This is a genomic window from Synechococcus sp. RS9907, from assembly GCF_014279615.1.
Taxonomy (GTDB): Bacteria; Cyanobacteriota; Cyanobacteriia; order PCC-6307; family Cyanobiaceae; genus Parasynechococcus.
In genome coordinates this window covers 2,037,972-2,059,189 of the sequence record NZ_CP047944.1, presented here as the reverse complement: position 1 = coordinate 2,059,189, position 21,218 = coordinate 2,037,972, and the positions used below count along the sequence as shown (strand labels likewise).

General features: G+C 62.1%; 25 protein-coding genes. 16 read left to right on the top strand and 9 right to left on the bottom strand.

Going from position 1 to position 21,218, the window contains the following annotated elements; all coding sequences use genetic code 11:
* The first annotated feature begins 229 nt into the window (after positions 1–229).
* From SynRS9907_RS11370 to SynRS9907_RS11315, 12 genes are all read left to right on the top strand, one after another.
* Positions 230–541 (top strand): Uma2 family endonuclease, encoded by a 312-nt coding sequence (locus tag SynRS9907_RS11370; RefSeq protein ID WP_188021066.1) that lies wholly within the window; start codon positions 230–232, stop codon positions 539–541.
* Positions 542–1,380: 839 nt separating this feature from the next.
* Entirely contained in the window at positions 1,381–2,574 is a 1,194-nt protein-coding gene (locus SynRS9907_RS11365; protein WP_223157659.1) for a glycosyltransferase family 4 protein, read from the top strand.
* Between the two features lie 3 nt (positions 2,575–2,577).
* Positions 2,578–3,732 carry a glycosyltransferase family 4 protein gene (locus tag SynRS9907_RS11360; protein WP_255445900.1) on the top strand — a complete coding sequence of 385 codons (1,155 nt, stop codon included), beginning with the start codon at positions 2,578–2,580 and terminating at the stop codon, positions 3,730–3,732.
* Positions 3,732–5,123, top strand: coding sequence for an oligosaccharide repeat unit polymerase (locus SynRS9907_RS11355; RefSeq protein WP_188021065.1), 1,392 nt, complete (start codon positions 3,732–3,734; stop codon positions 5,121–5,123). The genes SynRS9907_RS11360 and SynRS9907_RS11355 overlap by 1 nt, the downstream gene beginning before the upstream one ends.
* The gene (locus SynRS9907_RS11350; RefSeq protein WP_255446046.1) at positions 5,095–6,201 is read left to right on the top strand and encodes a glycosyltransferase; all 1,107 of its coding nucleotides are present in this window, start codon (positions 5,095–5,097) and stop codon (positions 6,199–6,201) included. Before SynRS9907_RS11355 ends, SynRS9907_RS11350 begins: the two co-directional genes overlap by 29 nt.
* Positions 6,202–6,207: 6 nt before the next feature.
* Positions 6,208–6,759, top strand: coding sequence for a WcaF family extracellular polysaccharide biosynthesis acetyltransferase (locus SynRS9907_RS11345; protein ID WP_188021063.1), 552 nt, complete (start codon positions 6,208–6,210; stop codon positions 6,757–6,759).
* Positions 6,759–7,586, top strand: a complete 828-nt coding sequence (locus SynRS9907_RS11340; RefSeq protein WP_188021062.1) for a glycosyltransferase — start codon at positions 6,759–6,761, stop codon at positions 7,584–7,586. Before SynRS9907_RS11345 ends, SynRS9907_RS11340 begins: the two co-directional genes overlap by 1 nt.
* Positions 7,586–8,479: a hypothetical protein gene (locus tag SynRS9907_RS11335; RefSeq protein ID WP_188021061.1), complete on the top strand. Its 894-nt coding sequence runs from the start codon at positions 7,586–7,588 to the stop codon at positions 8,477–8,479. The genes SynRS9907_RS11340 and SynRS9907_RS11335 overlap by 1 nt, the downstream gene beginning before the upstream one ends.
* The gene (locus SynRS9907_RS11330; protein ID WP_188021060.1) at positions 8,476–9,054 is read left to right on the top strand and encodes an ElyC/SanA/YdcF family protein; all 579 of its coding nucleotides are present in this window, start codon (positions 8,476–8,478) and stop codon (positions 9,052–9,054) included. Before SynRS9907_RS11335 ends, SynRS9907_RS11330 begins: the two co-directional genes overlap by 4 nt.
* Before the next feature lie 48 nt (positions 9,055–9,102).
* Positions 9,103–10,089 carry a glycosyltransferase family 4 protein gene (locus tag SynRS9907_RS11325; protein ID WP_255445899.1) on the top strand — a complete coding sequence of 329 codons (987 nt, stop codon included), beginning with the start codon at positions 9,103–9,105 and terminating at the stop codon, positions 10,087–10,089.
* Positions 10,089–11,960 (top strand): nucleoside-diphosphate sugar epimerase/dehydratase, encoded by a 1,872-nt coding sequence (locus tag SynRS9907_RS11320; RefSeq protein ID WP_188021059.1) that lies wholly within the window; start codon positions 10,089–10,091, stop codon positions 11,958–11,960. Before SynRS9907_RS11325 ends, SynRS9907_RS11320 begins: the two co-directional genes overlap by 1 nt.
* A 176-nt stretch (positions 11,961–12,136) precedes the next feature.
* Positions 12,137–12,277, top strand: a complete 141-nt coding sequence (locus SynRS9907_RS11315; protein ID WP_188021058.1) for a hypothetical protein — start codon at positions 12,137–12,139, stop codon at positions 12,275–12,277.
* A gap of 13 nt (positions 12,278–12,290) precedes the next feature.
* On the opposite strand, the gene SynRS9907_RS11310 is transcribed toward SynRS9907_RS11315, so the two are convergent.
* Complete coding sequence (locus SynRS9907_RS11310) at positions 12,291–12,725, bottom strand: hypothetical protein (protein WP_188021057.1); 435 nt, start codon at positions 12,723–12,725, stop codon at positions 12,291–12,293.
* A gap of 256 nt (positions 12,726–12,981) precedes the next feature.
* Between SynRS9907_RS11310 and SynRS9907_RS11305 the strand changes: the two genes are divergently transcribed.
* Positions 12,982–13,881, top strand: a complete 900-nt coding sequence (locus SynRS9907_RS11305) for an N-acetylmuramoyl-L-alanine amidase (RefSeq protein WP_188021056.1) — start codon at positions 12,982–12,984, stop codon at positions 13,879–13,881.
* Positions 13,882–13,889: 8 nt separating this feature from the next.
* Positions 13,890–14,639, top strand: a complete 750-nt coding sequence (locus tag SynRS9907_RS11300) for a YdcF family protein (protein WP_188021055.1) — start codon at positions 13,890–13,892, stop codon at positions 14,637–14,639.
* Positions 14,640–14,648: 9 nt separating this feature from the next.
* Here SynRS9907_RS11300 and SynRS9907_RS11295 read toward each other — a convergent pair whose 3' ends face one another.
* Positions 14,649–14,987, bottom strand: a complete 339-nt coding sequence (locus SynRS9907_RS11295; protein WP_186541119.1) for a P-II family nitrogen regulator — start codon at positions 14,985–14,987, stop codon at positions 14,649–14,651.
* A 125-nt stretch (positions 14,988–15,112) separates the two neighbouring features.
* On the opposite strand from SynRS9907_RS11295, the gene queF reads away from it, so the two are divergent.
* On the top strand, positions 15,113–15,502 hold the full coding sequence (gene queF / locus SynRS9907_RS11290) for a preQ(1) synthase (protein ID WP_188021054.1): 390 nt from the start codon (positions 15,113–15,115) through the stop codon (positions 15,500–15,502).
* On the opposite strand, the gene SynRS9907_RS11285 is transcribed toward queF, so the two are convergent.
* The 7 genes from SynRS9907_RS11285 to SynRS9907_RS11255 form a co-directional block, all read right to left on the bottom strand.
* Positions 15,490–15,885, bottom strand: a complete 396-nt coding sequence (locus SynRS9907_RS11285) for a HEPN domain-containing protein (protein WP_188021053.1) — start codon at positions 15,883–15,885, stop codon at positions 15,490–15,492. The genes queF and SynRS9907_RS11285 overlap by 13 nt on opposite strands.
* Positions 15,882–16,235 carry a nucleotidyltransferase domain-containing protein gene (locus tag SynRS9907_RS11280; RefSeq protein ID WP_188021052.1) on the bottom strand — a complete coding sequence of 118 codons (354 nt, stop codon included), beginning with the start codon at positions 16,233–16,235 and terminating at the stop codon, positions 15,882–15,884. The genes SynRS9907_RS11285 and SynRS9907_RS11280 overlap by 4 nt, the downstream gene beginning before the upstream one ends.
* Positions 16,232–17,560 (bottom strand): cytochrome c biogenesis protein ResB, encoded by a 1,329-nt coding sequence (locus SynRS9907_RS11275; RefSeq protein WP_255446045.1) that lies wholly within the window; start codon positions 17,558–17,560, stop codon positions 16,232–16,234. The genes SynRS9907_RS11280 and SynRS9907_RS11275 overlap by 4 nt, the downstream gene beginning before the upstream one ends.
* A gap of 5 nt (positions 17,561–17,565) precedes the next feature.
* Positions 17,566–18,279 carry a cytochrome c biogenesis CcdA family protein gene (locus tag SynRS9907_RS11270; protein WP_188021051.1) on the bottom strand — a complete coding sequence of 238 codons (714 nt, stop codon included), beginning with the start codon at positions 18,277–18,279 and terminating at the stop codon, positions 17,566–17,568.
* 54 nt (positions 18,280–18,333) lie between these two features.
* Entirely contained in the window at positions 18,334–18,711 is a 378-nt protein-coding gene (locus SynRS9907_RS11265; protein WP_188021050.1) for a DUF6165 family protein, read from the bottom strand.
* Positions 18,711–19,949: an FtsW/RodA/SpoVE family cell cycle protein gene (locus SynRS9907_RS11260; protein ID WP_255445898.1), complete on the bottom strand. Its 1,239-nt coding sequence runs from the start codon at positions 19,947–19,949 to the stop codon at positions 18,711–18,713. Before SynRS9907_RS11260 ends, SynRS9907_RS11265 begins: the two co-directional genes overlap by 1 nt.
* Positions 19,950–20,057: 108 nt before the next feature.
* Positions 20,058–20,258, bottom strand: coding sequence for a hypothetical protein (locus SynRS9907_RS11255; protein ID WP_188021049.1), 201 nt, complete (start codon positions 20,256–20,258; stop codon positions 20,058–20,060).
* A gap of 96 nt (positions 20,259–20,354) precedes the next feature.
* Here SynRS9907_RS11255 and SynRS9907_RS11250 point away from each other — a divergent pair, with 96 nt between their 5' ends.
* The gene (locus SynRS9907_RS11250; RefSeq protein WP_188021048.1) at positions 20,355–21,161 is read left to right on the top strand and encodes a TlyA family RNA methyltransferase; all 807 of its coding nucleotides are present in this window, start codon (positions 20,355–20,357) and stop codon (positions 21,159–21,161) included.
* The last annotated feature ends 57 nt before the right edge of the window (positions 21,162–21,218 follow it).

Sequence of the window (21,218 nt, the reverse complement as noted above, 5' to 3'; positions counted from 1 at the left end):
CGCGGGTTGGCAAGGGACAGCGAGCGATCACTGCATGGGCACCGATCAGGAAATCCGACAAGATCGATTCCCTCCTGTCCCCTCTGGCTCGATACTTGGCATGGGCGGGGGCGGAACGAAAGGCAGCCTTTCTGGGTATTGGCCAGTGGTCGTAAAGGTGGCGGGGCAGCACGGCCCCTAGCACTCAATCTGGTAACAAGCGAAGGCCACCTCCCCAAAAATCAGCGGGTTGATCGCCACAGGCCTTGCCCTCACACACGCCAGCAGCGTTTCTGTGATCCAGCGCTGCCATTGGGGACCGGCAGTCATCACATCCAAAAGCACGCAGGAATCCACCAGCCCCGGCCTTTCCCGTGCTGCCCATCAAGCCTCACCCCGGCATGGGGTCAGGATCGCGTCGGTGCTCAGCCCCGATGCCGCCCTGGTGCGGCTGGAGCGTTGGCTGGTCCTTGCACCCAAGCAACGGCGCAGCTTTCCGCCCCTTTGCCCCGATATGGTGGTGGGTCTGGCCAGCCCCTCCGTAGCCGCAGACTTCTTCTAAGGAAGTTGTAGGCCACCACAGCGTTAGCGCCCTCCGCCAGAAGATGAAGCCTTATCCAGCAACGGCCCCTAGCTCGGGGGGGGTGCTACTGCCCACTGAAGGGTCGTAGAGATCTGGCGCGTCGATGCCACCTGCCCTCCCGAGCGGCTGCAGCCTACAAATGCGCTTGACGCTGGGGATCTGCTCCCTGGCTTGCACCTGAAGCTGCAGAGGTGTGGGCGGGGTGATCAATCCCTGCGGAAGGGATGCACCACCCCTACGCTTGTGGAAAGGAATGGCGCTCATTGCGGTTACCACGTGCATACCGCTCTTCAGGGCCGTGGCCGCCAGAATCAGGTAGGCCCGGGATGGCTGATCTCGGTGGAGAGCCGCCCCCAACGTTGGGTGATGAGAGTCTGATAGGCAGGATTCGTATTTTTAGGTTGTCCAGCCATCGCTGCATTTGTGTTGCAAAAGCTGGGTCAGTGGGGTGTTTGAGGCGGTTGTAGTCTGCTGAGGCAATCACTATTGGGGCGGGTTTGCCGCGTCGCGACACCAGCTGGGGCTGAGTAGCTTGTGCTCCAGGGCAGCGAACGGCTGCTGAGTTAGGTGCCACCGATGATGTGGAGTTTTGGATGGCTCAATACCCAGCAGCACCTCGGCTCTAGCAAGGCAGACTGCTCGAAGCTTTCGCGCAGTGGCGTTATCGTTTATTTCTCTACCGGCCGGCCACCTACCCCTTCGACGTTTATTCTCTGCGTCGATGGTCGCTTCCAAAGCTACGACGACAAAGTTCTCGTCATCTACAGCAGCTCCGTCGATGCCGTGGCATGGCTGTTTTGTGATGTGGGGTGAGTGTTGTGGCTGAATCGTTCCCGCAGCGACGCTATGCCGTCTTGCAGGCCGGTGCCCGCATGCACTATGCGGTACCTGCCCTGTTGGCACGTGCCAATGCGCTCGCAGCCTTTTATACCGACCTGCACGCCAGTCATCGGCCCTTGCAACTCCTCAAGGCACTTTGGCCGGCCAACCACCAACCCAAGCCTCTCAAGCGTCTGCTCGGCCGCACCCTGCCGCCAGCCGTGCCCCGCCAGCTGGTGCGCGATCAACCCCTCGCTAGCCTGACTCGGGCGCGGTGCAGTGATCGCAATGATGCGATGGTGCTTGAACGCGCTCGCCGCGAGCTTTTTGGTGGCGCCAATGCGGTGTATACCAATTTTATTAACAACGATATTGATGCGATTAAGCAGGCGAAAGATCAGGGCCTGCATGTGGTGCATGAATTGTTTATTAGCCCCGATGTCGGCCGGATCATGCTTGAGGAGAGGCAGCGCCATCCAGGGATCGAACCTGCTGGTGAAGGGTTGGCCGAAGTTGAGGCAGGGATCGCACGTGATCAAAGGAAATGGGCTTTAAGTGATCAGGTGTTATTGCCTTCGGAGTATTGCCGGCAGAGCGCGACTTCCCTTGGCTGTGCGCCTGTCAAGATCAGCTTGGTGCCTTATGGCATTCCAGAGCATTGGTTTGATCTCCAACCTGATCCGCAACCAGGCCGAATCCTGTTTGTTGGCCAGGTAGGGCTGCGCAAGGGCAATCACGTCTTAGCCGAAGCCTGCAGGTTGCTCTCGGCCCGTGGCATTCGCTTCGAATGCCGTGTGGCTGGTCCACCTCAGGTGGACACCAGGTTGCCCCTGTTTGAAGGACCCACCTATATGGGCCAGGTGCCTCGCAGCCAGATCCAGGAGGAGTTCTGCCGCGCCGATCTGTTTGTGTTGCCCACACTGGCCGAAGGCATGGCCCTAGTGCACTTGGAGGCAATGGCCTGTGGTGTGCCAGTGATCACTACCCACCATTGTGGGTCGGTGGTGCGTGATGGTTTGGATGGCTTCATCGTGCCCATTCGCGATGCTCAGGTATTGGCCGATCGCATGCAACAGCTTCTCGAAGATCGATCCTTGCGGGCTCGGATGGGTGCTGCCGCCCGCGAGCGGGCCCGAGATTTCACTTGGCAGCGCTATGGCGAACGCCTGCTCGAAGCTCTTGGTGTGTTTTGAATCGTGCGTGTTCTGATTGCCCTCCATCGCATCGGGCCTTATCACCACGCCCGCTTCCAGGCTGCTGCCCGTCAGATTGATCTGCAGGTGCTCGAAACTCGACCCGACTCCCAGGAGTATCTCTGGCAGTTTCAAGCGGATGCTGATTACAGCCGGCATCAACTCAGCGGCCAGCCTTCACCGGAAACTGACCCACCTTTGCCAGAGCTTGACCGCCAGCTCAATGAACTGCTGGATGAACTGCAGCCCCAAGTGGTGTTGAGTGTGGGTTGGGCTGATTGCGCTTACCAAAGGCTGTTGACCGCCTGTCACAGGAGCCGCATCCCCCTGGTAATCGTGAGCGACAGCCGCCAGCGGGATGAACCGCGGTCTGCAGCAAAGGAATGGATCAAGCGCCAGCTGCTGCAGGGGTATTCCGCAGCTTTGGTGGCTGGCAGTGAAAGTCGCTCCTATCTCACCCAGCTTGGATTTCCTGCAGACGCAATCAGCCAGCCCTGGGATGTAGTGGATAACGACCTCTTTGCCGCTGGTGCGTCGCCGCCTGTAACGGGATGCGCTTCACCCCATTTTCTCTGCGTCAGCCGCCTGGTGGAGAAGAAAAACCATCGCGGCCTGCTCGCTGCCTTTGCCACTTACCAGAACCAGGGCGGTACCTGGGGCTTGACGCTGATTGGCTCGGGGCCGCTGGAGCGCGAGCTGCGACAGGGTATTTCCCAACTGCCTCATCCTGGACGCGTCATACTTCAGCCTTTTCAGCAGCTCTCTAATCTCACGGCCAGCTATGCCCAGGCCTCAGCATTTGTGCTGGCCAGCAGCGCCGATCAATGGGGCCTGGTGGTGAATGAAGCCATGGCAGTTGGTCTCCCATGCCTAGTGAGCAATGCCTGCGGCTGCGCTGTGGATCTGATCGACCATGGCCGCACCGGCTGGAGCTTTGATCCCAGCGAGCCGCAGGCTCTGGCGGTCTTGATGCACCAGGTCGAGCGTCAATCGCCACAGGCAAGGGCCGCCATGCAGCAGGCCGCACGCCAACGCTTGGAGGCTTTCACGCTTGAATCGTTTGCGGCAGGCTTATGCCAGTCCGTTTCCAGTGCCCAACGGATGCCTCGTCGCTCCAGGCGTGCTGCCCTGATCGCTGATCTCTTGTCGCGACGCTGATGTTTGGTCTTGACCTGCTTGATTTCGACCAGCTGATTCTGGTGCTGGCCCTGATTGCTTTGATCGGCTGGGAAGTCATGAGTGCCTATCGTTCACCCTCTCCGCTGAAGGTGTATCGGCCTACCTTGTTTGTGGCAGGTGTGCTCTTGTATTACGTGCTGTTTGGACCCCTGCAAGCGTTGGCATCGGGTGAAGGGCTGGATTACCGCGGCCTCGATCACCGTGATCTGGTGGTGTGGGGTTGGTTAGGTGCGCTTGTCTTCTATGCCTCCTTGCTGCTCGGTTTTTATGCGAAGCCTCGAGCGCCTGCGCCAAAACGGCTGGCGGTACGTGTCACTCCTGAACGTTTGCATCGTCTGGGTGTGCGGCTGTGTCTTTTGGGCTTTGTAATGTTTGCCTTTGTCGGTGGCACAAGGGTTTTTGCTCTTCTCAATCCGTTGGCGGCCAGGGGATTAGTTGATGGTGGTTTCGGTGAAGGCGGTGTCGATGTGGGTGCCATTGCTAATTACTTTAATTACGCCATTAACTTTCTGATTCCAGGCATTTTGCTGCAGGCAGCGTCCTGGCTAAAGCAGAGAAAACACACATCCACCCTCTTGATCTGGCTGGTATCTGCTGCAGGTATTTACGTCAGTCTGGGTTTTCGCTATCGCCTTGTTCTGTTGGCGGTGCCATTGATATTGCTTTGGTTCATGGCGCGCTCGCGACGCCCCAATTTGTTCATCGTCAGTATCTTTCTTGTGGCTTTTGTGCTTTTCAATGGCCTGATTGGTCTTACGCGCGCTTACGGTCGTGGTCTTGATCTTACGAATCTTGAGCAAGGCATTGATCTCTACGCACTGACCAACAGAGGCGTGAGTGAAACAGGAGTGTTCTTGGCCTCCTCTGGCGTGATTGAGCAGACTCCAAGCCCTGGTTCCCCGTATGTGGGTTTGCAGCCGCTATTGGCCACAGTGCTCTTTCCGATTCCGCGGGCTTTATTGCCCAGCAAGCCGGATAATTCATATCTCACTAATGCATTGTCTGAATTGTATGGAGGTGAGATTTTTGCTAATGGTTCTGCTGTCATGGGCTACGCAGAATATTATTTAATTGCGGGTTTTCCGTCCTTGATTCTGCTCAGTTTTGGGCTTGGTTATTTGATCCGACGCTTGTGGAATTGGTTTTTGGTCCGATCGTATGAGCCGTTTGCTCAATGTATTTATTTGCTCTCGTCTTCTTATCTATATGTCGTAATTTCTCGCGGCTACATGCCTCAAGTATTGATGCTGTTCGTTTTCACTGTGGCGCCTATGTTTTGGTTGTATCGCCGTTGGTCCACGCCGGTCTCCGCGTTTCAACAGCACTCTGTAATCCGTGGACATGATCACCCATCTCTCCCACGCCAGTAGTGCCGTCGATGGTGGTATCGCCACGGCCGTTGCTGACCTGCGCACAGCCCAATTGGCCGCCGGTTTGTCGCCTGCGTGGTGCACGGCTGATCAGCATCAGCCGTGGCATCGCGATCGTTGCTTGTATGAGGCTGTGAGAGCCACGGCTCCTCAGCTCGTTCACGTCCATGGCCTCTGGCGCAGCCCCACCCGCATTGCCAAACGGCTGGATGCTGCAGGCCTGCCCCTGGTGATCGCACCCCACGGCATGCTCGATCCTGGTGCTCTTGCCATCTCGCGTCGCAAAAAGCAGCTGGTCTGGCGTCTTTGGGAGCGGCGTGCTCTGGCATCCGGCCGTTGTTTTCATGCCCTGTGCGCTGCTGAAGCAAAGGCCATCCGTGCAGTGCTGCCTGGGGTTCCCATCGCCGTGATCCCCAACGGCGTAGCACTGCCTCAGGTCTCCGATGCTGCGTCGCCCGCAGCACCGCCCTGGGCTGGTGCAATCCCCTCCGGCGAATCGGTTCTGCTGTTCCTCGGTCGCTTCCACCACAAAAAGGGTCTGGAACCGCTGCTCAGCGCCTGGCAGGCCGTCGCTCCCGCTGCTGCGCGCCATCGCTTCTGGCTCGCCCTGGTGGGCTATGGCGATGAGGGTGCCCTGGCCTTGCGTGTCGCCCAGGCTCAGGAACGCGGCGAGCTGCAGCGTGTTCGTGTGCTCGGGCCGGTGTTCGGCGCCCAGAAGGCTGCAGTGCTTGCTGCGGCCACCGCCTTTGTGCTCCCCTCCTTCTCCGAAGGCTTGCCGATGGCGGCTTTGGAAGCCATGGCCTACCAGCTGCCTTGCCTGCTCAGTGCCGCCTGCAATCTGCCGGAAGCGTTTCATGTTGAAGCGGCCCTGCCCGCCGAGCCCGAACCCGCGGCCTTAGCGGCAGCCCTCGAGCGCTGTTTCGAGCTGAGCCCCACTGAACGCATGGCCATGGGCAAGGCAGGCCAGGCCCTCGTGCGCGAACGTTTCAGCTGGCCCCAGGTCGCCGCCCAGACCCGTGAGCTCTATTCCTGGGTGCTTGGCGGTGGTGCACCGCCGGACTTTGTGGAGCTGGGTTGATCCCTCATGCAGCAACGCCTTGATCGCTACCGCACACCGCCTAGCTGGCATCCCGGTGCTCCTGTGCCGCAGCAGGTCTTCTGGTTCTGCCTTGGTTCGCCTTTGCTCAGTGCCCGTTGGCTGCCAGGCTCCGCCTGGCGGGTACTGCTCCTGCGCGTTTTCGGGGCCCGCATCGGTTCGGGTTGCCGGATCAAGCCCGGCCTGCGCGTGAAATTCCCCTGGCGCCTGCTGGTGGGTGAGGCTTGCTGGCTTGCGGAAGACGCCTGGCTCGACAACCTCGCCCCCATCACCCTCGGCGATCGCGTCTGCATTTCTCAGGGCGCCTACCTCTGCACCGGTAACCACGATTTCCGCTCCCCCGGCTTCGAGCTGCGCCTCGGCCCGATCACCATTGGCAGCGATGCCTGGATCGCTGCCTCCGCTGTGCTGGCGCCCGGCACCAATGTGGGCCCCGGTGCCGTCGTGGCCCTTGGTGCCGTGGTGAGTGGCACGGTCGAACCAGGATCCATTGTGCGGGGGAATCCCGTTGTCGTGGTCGGACATCGCCCCAATCATTGATGAGTTCTTTCTTGCCCATGGGTTTGTGTCGCTCGTCGTTGTTGATCGTCGTGCCGACGCTCAACTCCCATGCCCTGCTGCCGCGTCTGCTCGATTCCCTGCAGCAGCAGAGCTGGCCCCACTGGCAGCTGCTGTTCATCGATGGTCCCTCCGGCGCTGAGCACCGCCAGTGGCTGATCCAGTGCTGTGCAGGCGACCCCCGTTGCCGCTGGGTGGAGCAGAGCCCAGCCGAGGCGGGGATCTTCGGGGCGATGAACCAGGGCTTTGCGTCGGCTGGCCCTTCCGACTGGCTGCTGTTCTGGGGCTCGGACGACTGGGCCGCCGCTCCCACCGTGCTGGACCGGGTGGCGGTTGCTCTGGAGCAGGCGGCATCCCAGGGCACCACACCTGATCTGTTGGTGTGCCGTGGTCGTTATGCCGATCCCGCCAGCGGTGGCCTGGCCCGCTCCACCGTGTTCCAGCCCGCCGGCCTGCTCAGCAGCGCCGCCTACCGCCGCGCCCTGCTGCTTGGGTCCACCCCCCCGCACCAGGCCACCCTGTTCGGGCCCGGAGCCCGCCAGCGCCTGGCGCGTTATGCCCCCGGCTTTCGCCTCTCGGCTGATCTCGACTATTTCCTGCAGCTGAGCCGATCGACCGATCTTGTTGTGCAGTGCCTCGATCTGGAGCTGGTGCACATGGCTGTCGGCGGCATCAGCGGCCAGCAGACGCAACGCCGCCTCCAGGAGGTGAGTCGCGCTTACCGCCGCGCTTTTGGTTGGCGTTGGTGGCTTCCATTCGTGCTGCGCTATCTGCGCAGGGTGATGAGTTGGCTGGAGTGCAACGGCTGATGCAGCTCCATCTCTTCGGTGCCGCCACACCCACAGGCGAAGCATTTCGCCACTACGCCGCCCTTGCTGAGCCCAGCTGGCCGCTCCACGCCTATTCCCGCCGCTCAACCACCCATCCCGCCGATTTCCGGGATCCCGCGGCCTTCCGCCCGGATGGTGAGGCGGGAGCGCCGGCGATCTGGATCAGCTTCGGGCCCATCTGGTTGCTGGCTCCCTTCCTCGAACAGCTGGCCCGAGTCCACCCGGAGCGATTGGCCGGGTTACGCGGCCTCATTGCCTGCTCCTCCTCGTCGGCCCTCACCAAGCGCTACGCGGCTAACGGCTTCGATCGGCAGTTGGTGGGCAGCCTCACCAGCGCAGAAGAGCAGCTGCTCACCACTTGTCGCCACCTGCAGGTGAGCTGCCGCATCCTCCAGCCCACCCTCATTTATGGCCAGGTCGGTCCCTACAGCGACCGCAATCTGAGCCGCCTGCTGCAGCTGTTGCGCCGTCTGCCGCTGCTTCCCCTGCCTACCCCCACCGGACTGCGCCAGCCGATCCACGCCCGGCAGCTGGCGGCGGTGGCCGTCCGCCTGGCTCAGCAGCTCAGCCGCTGTGAGTGGGATCCGGCGCTGCCGCACCGCATTCCCCTCGGTGGCGACGTGCCACTCAGCTACCGCGCCATGCTCGAGAGCCTGCAGCAGGCCCAGCCCAGCGGCGACCGGGCCAGACGTTGCCGCCTGTTGCCGATTCCCAGCCGACTGTTTTATCTGCTTGCCGCGCCGCTGCTGTTGCGCTCCCCCAAGGCCTTTGAAGCCGTGCTGCGCATGGGCGCCGATCTTGCGGGTTTCATCCCTTGCCATCAGCTGCTCGACGAGCCCCCGCAGCCGTTTCCGTTGCCCGATTCGCCTTGAAACGGCTCTCCTTGTTGGCTCTTCTCTCGGCTGCCGGTTTGCTCTGGTGGCACTGGCCCAAGCTCGCCCTGCTCCTGCCCCTGCGTGGCCCTGCCACGGCGATCGTGGTGCTCGCCGATGATCCCCGTCGCACTGAAGCTGCTCTGGATCTCTGGCAGCAGCTGCCAGAGCAGGCGTTCTGGATTCTGGGCAGCGACTCACTGCAGCGGGCCTCGCAGCAGCAGCTTCTATCGCGTGGTCTTGATCCTTCTAGCCCACGGCTGGGCGTTTTGCTGCAGGGAGACGACACGGTCGGCCAGCTCACATCACTGAGTGGCCGCTTGCCCCAATCGATTGGTCGCGTGATGCTGATCACGGATCAGTCCCATCGCGATCGCGCCCTGGCGATTGCCCTCCAAGCCCTGGGAACCCAAGGGATTCATGTGCAGGCTCCACCGGCCCGGCAGTTGCCGCCGGCATCCCCGCCAGAAGATCCGCTACGTCTGCATCGCGACGTTCTGCGCGTTCAGCTCTGGAGAATCTGTGGTTGGGATGGCCGTGAGCTTGGCCTCTGGTTGCGCCGACACATTTTTTGAAGTCTGCTGAGAACCTACTTTTATCTTTTCCTGTTTCCACTTGCCCTGGTGCTGCTGTTTTCGGCCTTAACGAGCGGAGTGCTTCTCTGGGCTCTGCTCCCGCAGCTGCGTCGTCGCCTGTTGGATCAACCCAACGCCCGCAGCTCCCACCAGCGCCCCACCCCGCGCGGTGGTGGTCTTGCCTTTGTTCTTGTGACCGCACTGTCCAGTGCTGTTGCGTTATGCGGGGGGCTTCCGGCCGGTGCTGCCTTCAGTGGTGTGGTGATGTGTGCCCTGCCATTGGCTGTTGTGGGTTTCCTCGACGATCGTCACGATCTGGGTTCCGCTGTGCGCTTTGGGGTCCAGTTGGCCACCACACTGCCGTTGATGCTGCTCAGCCCCTTGGCCGTCACCTTGCCAGCAGTTCTTGCGGCAGCAACTCCGCTCGGTTGGTTGGTGTCACTACCGGCACTTCTGTTGCTGGTCATCGCCATCACTGCCGTGATCAATTTCACCAACTTCATGGATGGCTTAGATGGCCTGGTGGCCGGATGCATGGCAGTGTCCGTCGCCGCCCTGGCGTCGGCCTTGGATGCGCCCTGGCCGTTATGGGCTCTGGTGGGTTCGCTGCTTGGTTTCCTCATTTGGAACTGGAGCCCCGCCAAGGTGTTCATGGGAGATGTGGGTAGCACCTTTCTTGGTGCAGTGTTTGCGGGACTGGTCCTTCAGGCTTCCAGCTGGACAGAGGCGTTTGGCTACCTCCTTGTGGCCACGCCACTGCTGGGGGATGCTTTGTTCTGCGTTCTTCGTCGTTTGCTGGCTGGTCAGCTGGTGTTCCAGGCTCATCGGCTTCATTTGTTCCAACGCCTGCACCAGGCTGGCTGGCCTCACTCCCGCGTGTCTGTCATTTATATCGCGGCCACCGCAGTGCTAGCCGTGGCCATGCTTGTCGGGGGCTTGCCCTTGGTTTTGAGTCTTTCTGTTGCTGAATTGTTGCTCGGAGTCTGGCTGGATCAACGGTTTGCTGTGCCCTTCGCGGTTGCATCAGAAAGCTGATGGTTTATTCCTTCTCCACAAAAGGATTGGTGAATTTGCCACCAGTGGCTAGGCGGCTTCTGCTCATCGCCATTGATGCGCTTTTGCTGCCTTTTGCGGTGTGGCTCAGCTTCTGGTTGCGGCTGGCCCATCCATTCCATCCCAACTTCACCGCTGCTGGCAGTTGGTTGTTGCTGGCAGTGGTCTTGGTGGGGCTGCCCCTCTATGCCTTCACGGGGCAATACAAGGGCCTCACCCGTTACGTCGGTAGTCAAGCCATCTATCGCCTCGCTTGCCGCAATGGTCTGTTGGTGCTGTTTTTGGCCGGCATCGGGGTCATGTTTCGACTGCCGATGCCGCCCCGCAGCAGCTGGATTCTGTTGTGGTTGCTGCTCACCGGATTCACGGGGGCGTTGCGCTTTGCTCTGCGGGATGTGTTGCTCAACCTGCGCTCCTCTCAGCACAAGCAGCAGCTTCGTGTCGCCATCTACGGGGCCGGTGAGGCCGGGGCTCAGTTGGCAGCGGCTCTGCGTTTGGCGGGCAACCACAGGATTCTCACCTTCCTCGACGACAACCCGGCCTATTGGAATCGTTCGATCAACGGGGTTGCGATCCAACCGCCTCAGAAATTGATCGAAATGGAGGACTCCATTGATCAGGTGCTCCTGGCGATTCCTTCTCTTCCTCGCAGTGAACGCCGCCGCATCGTCGACAGTTTCCAGAGTCTTGGCATCACCATATTGCAGGTGCCGTCGGTGGATGACCTCACCTCCGGTCGCGCCCGCATCGATGCCCTCAGGCCGATCGCGATTGAAGATCTGCTCGGACGCGATGAGGTGCCTCCCGACCCCCAGTTGCTTGGGCTTGGCATTCGTGAGGCGGTGGTCTGCGTCACCGGTGCGGGCGGCTCGATTGGCTCGGAGCTCTGCCGTCAGATTCTTGCCTTATCTCCAGCCCGGCTGATTTTGCTGGAGCGCAGTGAACCGGCGCTCTATGCCATCGAGCAGGAGCTTCGTTCCCTGCTGCCGGATGATGTGCTGCTCCAGCCAGTGCTGGGCAGTGCCACCGATCCGCAGTTGCTGCAGCACTTGTTCGCCGATCAGGCGGTGAATCAGGTGTTCCATGCGGCTGCTTACAAGCATGTGCCCCTGGTGGAGGCCAACCCGTTGGCGGGGCTGGCCAACAACGTGGGGTCCACCGATCAGGTGTGTCGCGCCGCCATCGCCAACGGCGTGGGTCAGGTGGTGCTGATTTCCACCGACAAGGCCGTGCGCCCCTCCAACGTGATGGGAGCGTCCAAGCGTCTGGCTGAATTGGTGGTGCAGGCTCACGCTGCTGAAGCCACCAGCACCCGTTTGTCGATGGTGCGCTTTGGCAATGTGCTCGGGTCCTCAGGTTCGGTGGTGCCCTTGTTTCGCCGCCAAATCGCTGCCGGTGGACCGATCACCCTCACCCACCCGGAGATCATTCGCTATTTCATGACCATCCCCGAGGCGGCCACGTTGGTGCTGCAGTCGTCTGTGCTCGCCCAGGGCGGGGATGTGTTTCTGCTCGACATGGGCGAACCGGTGCGGATCAAAGCACTGGCTGAGCAGATGGTGCGTCTGAGTGGCTTGTCTCTGCGCGATGCCGCCCATCCCGATGGGGACATTGAAATTGTGTGTACCGGTTTGCGGCCTGGCGAGAAGCTCTACGAAGAGCTGCTGATCGATGCTGCATCCCAGCCCACACCGCATCCGCTGATTTATCGGGCACAGGAACGGTCGTTGCCTCCTCGTGAGCTCTGGCCTCAATTGGATGCCTTACAGACAGCGATTGCGGCCCAGGATGCGGATACAGCGCTCAGGCTTTTGGCGGGGCTGGTGCCGGAGTGGCAGAGGTCTAAGGCCTGAAGCGCGTTGCGGCATGGGTCATGGCTCACTTGGGCATTGACCTGCTTGGCCGACATGACCTGCCTTAGGACTGCCTGCCATAGGAAGCCGAATCGGCTTTCAAGGTCAACGCGCCCTAGCCTGGCGATTCGGACTTCAGGGGCTGTCGTTGATCTCGAGCTGGTGAATCAGCTGCGGTGAGAGTTGCCGTGATCTCCCTGCTGGATCCTCAGCTTGTGCATCATCAAGAGATGCTGGTGAGCTTCGATTCCAGCATCAACACACGGGTCGTCCATGGTGGACAGGACGCCCTGCACTTGATTCGATCCTCGCCTTGATCATTCGTCCTGATCAGTCGAAAAAGCGTTTGCCGTCCACCCTTTTGGTCACATTGCGACGGGCGTTGCGGCGGGTGAACTCGCTCACCGTCGGATTGGCGGCGCTGGGATCCACATGGGCCACCTGCTCCCAGAGATCCCGCGGTGCCCAGCGCACCGTGTGCGTCACCGCATTGTGTTTGATCACGTGGCACCAACGGCTACTGCTGCATTTCGGGCAGAACAGCTCCTCCAGCCACTCGTTGCTCAGCACCAGCACCGGGTAGGCGTTGATGATCAGCTGCGCCTTCCTGGCAGAAATGCCGCGCTGCTGCAGCTGCTCCTGCTGCAACAGATGCAGAAAGTACTTCTTGCCGTTGCCCTGGATACGTTGCTCAGGGTGGGCCGGACAAAACAGTTCCCGTTTCTTGGGGCGGCGGTTGCGGCGGGCAGGTTGTGCTGCGCTCATCCAAAAAAGGATACTTTTTCACCTTAGGGCCCAGGTGCCATTGCTCAGCCCAAGGCCTCTGGGCTCATCCTCTTGGGAAAGACGTCCCGGCATTGACCAAGTGCGATGACCACAGCAGGCTTGCTCAGGAGCGGGGTTGGCTGCGAAGCGCTTAGCCCAGTTGTGCGGCGCATGCACGGTCACGGCGTCATTCTCATGCCCCGTCGACGGATTGCCGCCGCTTGGCCACCCTTGGCCAGAGGTCTTGGTTTGCACGATGGCTGCTGTCATCTATCTGCACTGGACGGCCACGGGTTACGACTGGATCCGGCCCGGCCACTATCACTCGATCATCGGCGGCGACGGCCGGGTGCACCGGCTCCATGCCTACAGCGTGGATCTGCCGGCCCACACCTACGGCCGGAACCGCAACAGCGTTGCTCTCTCCTGCGCCTGCATGGGCGGCATCCCCAACCCCTGGACCCTGCCTCCCACGTCCGCCCAGCTCACCAGCCTCTGCGCGGAAGCCGCCGCGATCGCCCGCAGCTGGGGCTGGCAGGCATCTGACATCAGCCTTCAGTCGGTGCTGACCCACGCCGAGGCCGCCTCCAACCGCGATGGCCGTGTGATGCACGACAACTACGGGCCCGTGATCTGGGGCGGCACCGGCGAGCGTTGGGACCTGCTGCAGCTCGAGAAGAATGGACCCAGCGATGGCGGCGATCAGCTGCGCCGGCGCATCCGCGCCCTGCTGCGCGGTGATCGCTCCCCTACGCCTCCCTCGCCCTCGGCCTTCAACGGCGAAACCATGATCCAGTCCCGTGGCGAGGATCTTGCAGTGCAGATCGATGAGTTTGGCCGTTCTTGGGCGATCGCCGCTGATCTGCTCAGCCGCTATGAGATTCCTTATGCCTGGGATGCCAGCCTCCGCCGCATCCTGATCGGGTCCATCGATGTGGCTCCCACGTACCGGGACGATGCCGTGCAGGCTTCGGTGGGCTGGCCGTTGGTGGAGCTCACCCTGCAGACGGGCAACGCGCCGGTGATTCTTACTGGCATTCTTCGGCCAGGGCCCGATGGTGATCGCGCTTGGTGCCGGGTGGTGGAGTTTGCTGAGGAGTTTGGGGTCTCCATGAGTTACGACCCTCTGGTGCTGGCTGAGCGCAGAGGCGGCTAGTGCTCTGGATGGCTTATTTCCTCAGCAAGTTGCTTCCCCTGGCCGTCCTGCCACTCGGTATCAGCCTGATCCTCTTAGTGGTGGGTTGGATCTGCCGTTGGCGTTGGCCCGTCTTCACCGCCATGTTGCTGCTTTGGGTGTTCTCCTTGGGTTTGGTGAGCCAGGTTCTCTGGCGTTGGCTCGAGGCCCCCTGGCAGCGCCGTTCTGCCTTGGAGGCCCCCCAGGCCGATGCCATCGTCGTGCTTAGCGGCGGACGTCATCCGGCCCCCGGTGCTGCCCGGGTGAGTGAGTGGGAGGATCCCGACCGCTTCCTCTCTGGCCTCGACCTGTTCCGTGCCGGCAAGGCGCCGCGCTTGCTGTTCACCGGGGGTGCCAGCCCATTTCGTCCCGGTCAGCCGCCGGAAGGCCAGCGCTACCTGCAGGAAGCGCGCCAGCTTGGAATTCCTGCTGCCGCCATGGCGAGCACGTCACTCGTGGTGAACACCGCGGAGGAAGCGGCCGCCATTCGTCAGCTGCTGCCGGCACGTGCCCGCATCCTGCTGGTCACCAGTGCCTTCCACATGCGCCGCGCCCAGCGCCTGTTTGAACGCCAGGGCTTGCAGGTGCTGCCGTTCCCGGTGGACTTCCAGGCCCGTGGCCGCTGGGCCGGTCCGCTCTGGCGTGACCCAACCCAGTGGCTTCCCAGTGCTTCAGCCCTGGAGAACTCCTCCAGAGCCCTGAGGGAACTGTTGGGGCGGTTGGTGTACCGGGCCTGGTAAGCCCGATGCTCAGAGCGCCGTGCTGTCGCGGTCGCCGGTGCGGATCCGAACCACCGATTCCACCGGGCTGATGAAGATCTTGCCGTCACCGATTTCGCCGGTACGGGCGGCATCGGCGATCGACTTGACCACGTCTTCCACGCGGTCGTCTTCCACGACCACTTCGATTTTCAGTTTCTGCAGGAACTCAACGGTGAATTCCGAGCCGCGGTAGCGCTCCACCTGGCCCTTCTGGCGGCCGAAGCCCCGCACTTCGCTCACGGTCATGCCGATGATGCCGGCTTCTACCAGCGCCACCTTCACGTCTTCCAGCTTGAAAGGACGAATGATCGCTTCGACCTTTTTCATGTGGGCAGTACTGATCTGGTTCCAAGGATGCCGTGCTTCCTAGAGCCGTGCGTGACCGCTGTTACAGAACGCTGCCGAAGCTTGACTTCCTAAGGTCGCTGATCAGAACAGGCCCCAAGCGACCTTTGACCCAGACCCCCCTCTACGGCGAGCGCGCCATCGCCGAAGCCGAGCTGATCTGTTTCGACAACCCCCGGCCCGGCCGCCCCTATGAGGTGTCGATCGAGCTGCCGGAATTCACCTGCAAGTGCCCCTTCTCCGGTTACCCCGATTTCGCGGTGCTGCGCTTGCTCTACCAACCCGGGCCGCGGGTGGTGGAGCTGAAGGCGATCAAGCTTTACGTGAACAGCTACCGCGACCAGTCGATCTCCCATGAGGAGGTGACCAACCGCATCCTCGATGACCTGGTGGCCGCCACCGATCCGGTCTGGATGCAGCTGGAAGCCGATTTCAACCCTCGCGGCAACGTCCACACCGTGGTGCGGGTCAGCCATGGCACACGTCAGCCCTGCTGATCGAGGGCCTCAAGGATGTTGAGCACTTCAGCGGCTGTTGCCAACGCCTGTTCGGCATCCGTCGGGTCAAATAGATCGGATGGTGGCGTTGCGTCCAAGGGGTAGCGCGACTGGATCGCCATCCGACTGAGCCCCCTTAAGGGCAGCGCTTTCAGTTGATCGGTGTTGAGACCGTTGTCCCCCAAGCGTTGCACCAGATCGTTGAGCACGTGGGTGTGGGGTGGTTCGATCCCGAGCTCCAGCAAGGCTCCTTTCAGCCCCTTTTCAGCGGCTTGCGAGGCGTAGTAGCAACTTTGGGCCAGAAAACCGTTGTCTTTGGCCAAATGAGCCAGCGCGAGATCGTTGTGGGCTTGACGCAACCATGCATCCGGACGGGAATTCATTGCGGCTCCTCCAGTAGTGGTTGTGCATCACGGGCTACGCCCCGCCAGATGGCCGAAGGATGGGCTGGCAGTTCCATCCAGGCCTCGTGATCCATGCCGATCACGTCCTGGGCCAGGCCGCGGTCCAACAGCAGGTTCACCCAAAGCTCCGCAACAGATTTGCTGGTCCCCACCACCAGTAAATCGGTATCCGACAGCCCATCCCAGTCGCCCCGGGCCCGTGAACCAAACAGGTAGATTTGATCCGGGTGGGGCCTGTGTTCTTGGCTCAGTAATTCTTGGAGCTGCCGTTTCAGCTCGGCCAGCCAGGCCCCGTGGCGGTGTTGGCGCAGCTGGCGGAAGCTCGTCATCCCATGGTCGATTCAGATCCATTCTGCGTTGAATTGCGAGTGACCACCACCCGCTCCAGTAGTTCCGGCAATTCGGTAGCGAAAGCGGCGAGGTTGCGGTTGCAGAGGCCACCCACGCTGAGGGTTCCATCGGCTGCGATGGCCCAAAGCTGCCGGGTGGCCACGAGGCTCAACCCACCGCCCACCAGCAGCACTGCGAAGCCCAGGTACACCAGCGGTACTCCTGGATCCCGTTTGAGCAAAAGTCCGCTGGCCGGCAGCACCGCGTCCACCCGCATCGGCAAGCCCTTTACCTCCGCGGCGGGACCACCCGGTCGCAGTCGGGCCAGTTGCTGGCCGTCGGCATCAAACACCGTGGCGGGTCCCTGTTCGCTCTCCAGGCTCAGAAACACCGGTTCGGTTCCATCGGGGCGTGTCGGTAGCACCAGGCCCCAGATCTGATCACCCAGCTCCGGATAGGTCTGTAGCGGCAGCTCCAGCACGGGGCTACGCCCGATCTGCAGACTGATCGTCGCCAGCGACCAATCCGCCTGATAAATCGTGATGCCCCGGTGCCGCAGCGGGTGATTGACGCTGATCTCGGTTTCCAGGCTTTGGTTGGGCCCCTGCAGTTGCAAGGCAGAACGGAACTGTTCTGTGCGGCCCGCCGGATCCCGATCAATGGCGAAGCGATCCAGGGTGATCGTCAGTTGGCTGGTGCCATCGCGATCCAGCAGGTCGAGGCTGCGGCCGGGGGCCAGGAAGCGCTCAATGCGGTTCCCCGCCAGCGCCCCCCAGGCCGCCCCCAGCATCAGCAGCACAAGGCCGGTGTGCACCAGCAGCGGCCCCACCCGGCCGATGGCGCCGCGTCGGGCCGCCAGCCGCTGTGGCTTGCGTTGCACCTCCCATCCGCCGGACCGCAGCACCGTTTCCAGTTGCGTCAGCCCCTGGCTGGGGTCAGCAAAGTGCAGGCTTTCGGCGATGGCCAGTTTGCTCAATTGGCGCGGGGTGCGGTAGTCGATCCAGCGCCGGGCCGCCACCAAGGCCGGCAACTGTCGCCGCCAGCTGCAGAGGATCAGGGCGAGCCCCAGCCAAGCCAGCAGGGCGAGGAACCAGCCGCTGGAATACACGTGATCGAGCTGCAGCTGCAGCACCTGTTCGCCGTGGAGCAGCCCCAGCCAGGGGGTGTCGGCATAAGCATCGATGTAGCTAGCCGGGGGATCCCCCTGGGGGATGCCGGTGCCCACGGCACTGGCTAGAGCAATCAGTAGCAGCAGCACGATGGCTAGCCGCAGATCACTGAGCCACCCCGCCAGGCGTTTCAGCAGGCCCATCCCTCTTGCCATCGCCATTAGCTCCAGCGGGCCAGCAGGGTGAGCAGACCGCTGGTAAGCAGCACAACACCGCTTGCCGGCGGCACCCAGCGGCTGATGCCCCGCAGGGCCAGCAATTTGGGAATGGCGGCCGCAAAGGTGCCCGCCAGCAGCAGGGGTAGCACCTGGCCGATTCCGAAGCTGCTCAGCAGAGCCACCCCCGCCAGGGGACGACCGCTCTGAGCGATCCAGCCCAGCAGCACCGCCAACACTGGCGTGGTGCAAGGGGAGGCCGCCAGCCCGAAGGCCAGCCCCGCTGCCACCGGCGCCAGCGGGGCCGGCACCTTCTGACGCCATTGCTCTGGGTCTGGACCGCTTGGCAGTGGAATCCGCAGCACCCCCAGCAGGTTGAGCCCCATCGCCACCGCCAGGATCGCCACCAATGTGGGGATCAGTGCCGGCACTTGGCCGTAAATCCGGCCCAGCAGACCGCTGACGCTGCCCAGCACCACAAGGGCACCGACGATGCCGCCGCAGAAGGCGAGGCTGCGCTGCCAGGGCGGTTGGCCATCCTCAAAGCCCGCCAGATAGGCCAGCGTGACCGGCAGCAACGACAGCGAACAGGGTCCCAGGCTGGTGAGGGCGCCGCCACCGAACACCAGCGCCAGGGTGAGCGGACCCGGCTCTTCCAGGGCGCTCCGCAGCAGCTGTTCGCTGCTCTGGGCCAGATCGGAGAGCAGCAGCAGGTCCACAGGTGCCCTTGAATTCCCAGAGCCTATCCAGGCAAGCCCTTAGGCAGGCCTGGCTCAATAGGCGGCATAGCCCTTTTCTTCGATCAGGTGAGAGCCGGTGGCGGTGTTGATCTGCCGTTTCAGCGCAGCCCGCTGGTCATTGCAGCGGTACACCGAGCGGGCCAGCGCGATGAAGCGATCGTCAAAGCATCCGTTTGCCTCTTGTTCACGGATGTCGTCTTCGATCGTCCAGAGCTGCTGGTTGATCTCAGAGAGCGCGTCAACGAGCTCCGTTGGCAGCTCCACCCCACATCCGGCCAAGACACCCTCCAGCAGCGTGAGCTCCCGTTGCACATTGCTTAGGGCTTCACCGCTGAACCTGTTGGCCTTGATCTGCAGGATGGTGATCTTGTCGACCAACTCACCCACCGACACTGGAATCAGAATCTCCATCAGTTTTGGTGCGCCCTTGAGCGTTGGCCGGACGATCGCCCACCGATCAAGCCGGTGGATTCCAGTGAACAGCGGATCAGCAGGCCCAGGATCACCAGGCTCGACATCAGCGAGTTGCCGCCATAGCTGATCAAGGGCAGTGGCAGACCGGTGGTGGGCATCGCCCCAGAGGCCACCGCGATGTTCAGGATCGACTGGCCCACCAGGATTGTGGTGCAGCCGATGGCCACGAGCCGGGCCTGGTTGCTTCGGCAGCGCAGGGCCACCCGCAGCCCCACCCAGGCCACCAGCATCAGGAACAGCAGCAGCAGCAATGAACCCACGAATCCAAATTCCTCGGCGAACACCGCGTAGATGAAGTCGGTGCTCTGGATCGGCAGGTATTGGAGCTTCTGGGTGGAGAGGCCATAGCCCTGCCCCATCCAACCGCCCGATCCGATCGCCAGCAGGCTCTGCACCAGCTGATAGCCATCTCCCATCGGGTCGTTCCAGGGATCCAGAAACGACACCACCCGGATCCGCTGGTATTCATTGATCAGAATGCTTGCGGTGCCAAGCAGCGATCCGGCCAGGGCGGTGCCCAACAAGCTGCGCCACCGCAGTCCAGCCGCCAGGGCCACCATCCAGAGGGTGAGTCCCATCAGGGCCGCTGTGGAGAGGTTGGGTTGCTTGAGGATCAGCAGCAGCAGCCCGCCGAAGCTCCCCAGCCAAAGCAGCTTCTGGTCGAGGCTCATGCGGCTCCAGGGGGCGAACAGGTTGGCGGCCTGCAGCACCACGAAGGGTTTGACCAGCTCCGAGGGCTGCATCTGCAGCGGACCCAGCACCAGCCAGCGGCTGGCGCCGTTCACCGTGGTGCCCATCACAAGGGTGGCGGCGATCAGCAGGCAGCCCATCCACAGCCCTGGGCCTGACCAACGCAGCCATCGCCGCAAGTTGGTGGAGATTGTGATGCCCAGCAAACTCCAGCTGGCCATCAGCCAGATGGCCTGCCGCTTGAGGTAGAAGCCGCCGTCGCCCATTTCTCGCAGGGCCACCCACCAACTGGCGGACGCGAGCACCACCAGTCCGGCCACACTCCAGAATCCCGCCAGTCCCATCAGCAGGCGAGCTTCCGCAGGCCAGAGCTGCCAAGGCAGGGGCAGCAGCCGCTGAACCAGAGCTGAAGTCTGGTTTTCTTGTCTACCCCGTCGTTTCGAAGCTCGTTTTAGGGCTGTCGCTTGACCCAAACGTTCGCTCAACCAGCATCCATGATCCATTGAGCCGTGAAATGGTTGCCTTGCCAAGACACTGATCGAACAAACTGATGGCTGGGAGTTTTGGCAGGGCATGGTGAGCGGTTGCTTTGCTCACGCGATGTTCAAGCGCTCATGATCCACTTCCCATTGCAGATGGGATCCCCATGATTGCTGGCGCACCCAGCAGCGTCCCCCGCGGCAGTGAAGCACCTGGAAGGGTGGCAGGTCGCAGGGCTGATTATCGAGCCGCACAAAGCTGCCCGGCCGCAACAGCGGCACCACCTTGGCGGGTTTGGGGCGGTGCTTGGACACGTCCCTCGACGCGAATTGAGGAAATCCTCCAGGCAGAACACGTTCCAGCCGCTGGATCGCCGGTTTTCTTCGGGATCGGTCTGCTTTTATGTCGCAATGGCGTCCAAACAGCGTCTTGATCTGGAACTCCTGACCCGTGGATTGGTCAGTTCACGCCAACAGGCGCAGCAGTTGATTCGTGCTGGGAAGGTGCGGGATGGTGCCGGCACCCTGTTGGATAAGCCCGGAACAGAGGTGACGCCGGAGCGAGAACTGCGGGTTGAGCAGCCCCCCCGCTTCGTCTCTCGAGGGGGTGAAAAACTATTGGCGGGTTTGAAGGCTTTCCCTGTACTGGTGGAGGGGCGCGTCTGCCTGGATGGCGGCATCTCCACCGGCGGCTTCACCGATTGCCTGCTGCAGCATGGCGCCACCCGTGTTTATGGCGTTGATGTGGGCTATGGCCAAACGGCCTGGAGCCTGCGAACCGACGAACGGGTGGTGCTGCGGGAACGCACCAACCTGCGCCATCTGCAGCCCGACGATCTCTATGGGGCCGACGACCCCTGGCCCAGTTTGGCGGTCACCGATGTGTCGTTCATTTCCCTGCGGCTGATTCTTCCGGCGTTGCGCCGGTTGTTGCGGGGTCCCGACACCGATGCTCTGGTGCTGGTGAAGCCGCAGTTTGAGGTGGGCAAGAGTCGCGTCGGCAAGGGCGGCGTGGTGCGTGACCCAGCGGCCCACCGGGATGCCCTTGAATCCGTGATTGCAGCGGCAGCAGAATCGGGGTGGCAGCCCCAGGGCTTGGTGGCTTCGCCGATCACTGGGCCTGCCGGCAACCACGAGTATGTGCTCTGGTTGGGGGAGGGAGATGCCGCTGTTCTTCCGGACCTCGATGCTTTGGTGGCGCAGACCCTCCAAGGTTGATGGCCAATAAAAAAGCCCGGTGATGAACCGGGCTTGGATTTCGCTTGGGAGAGGAGT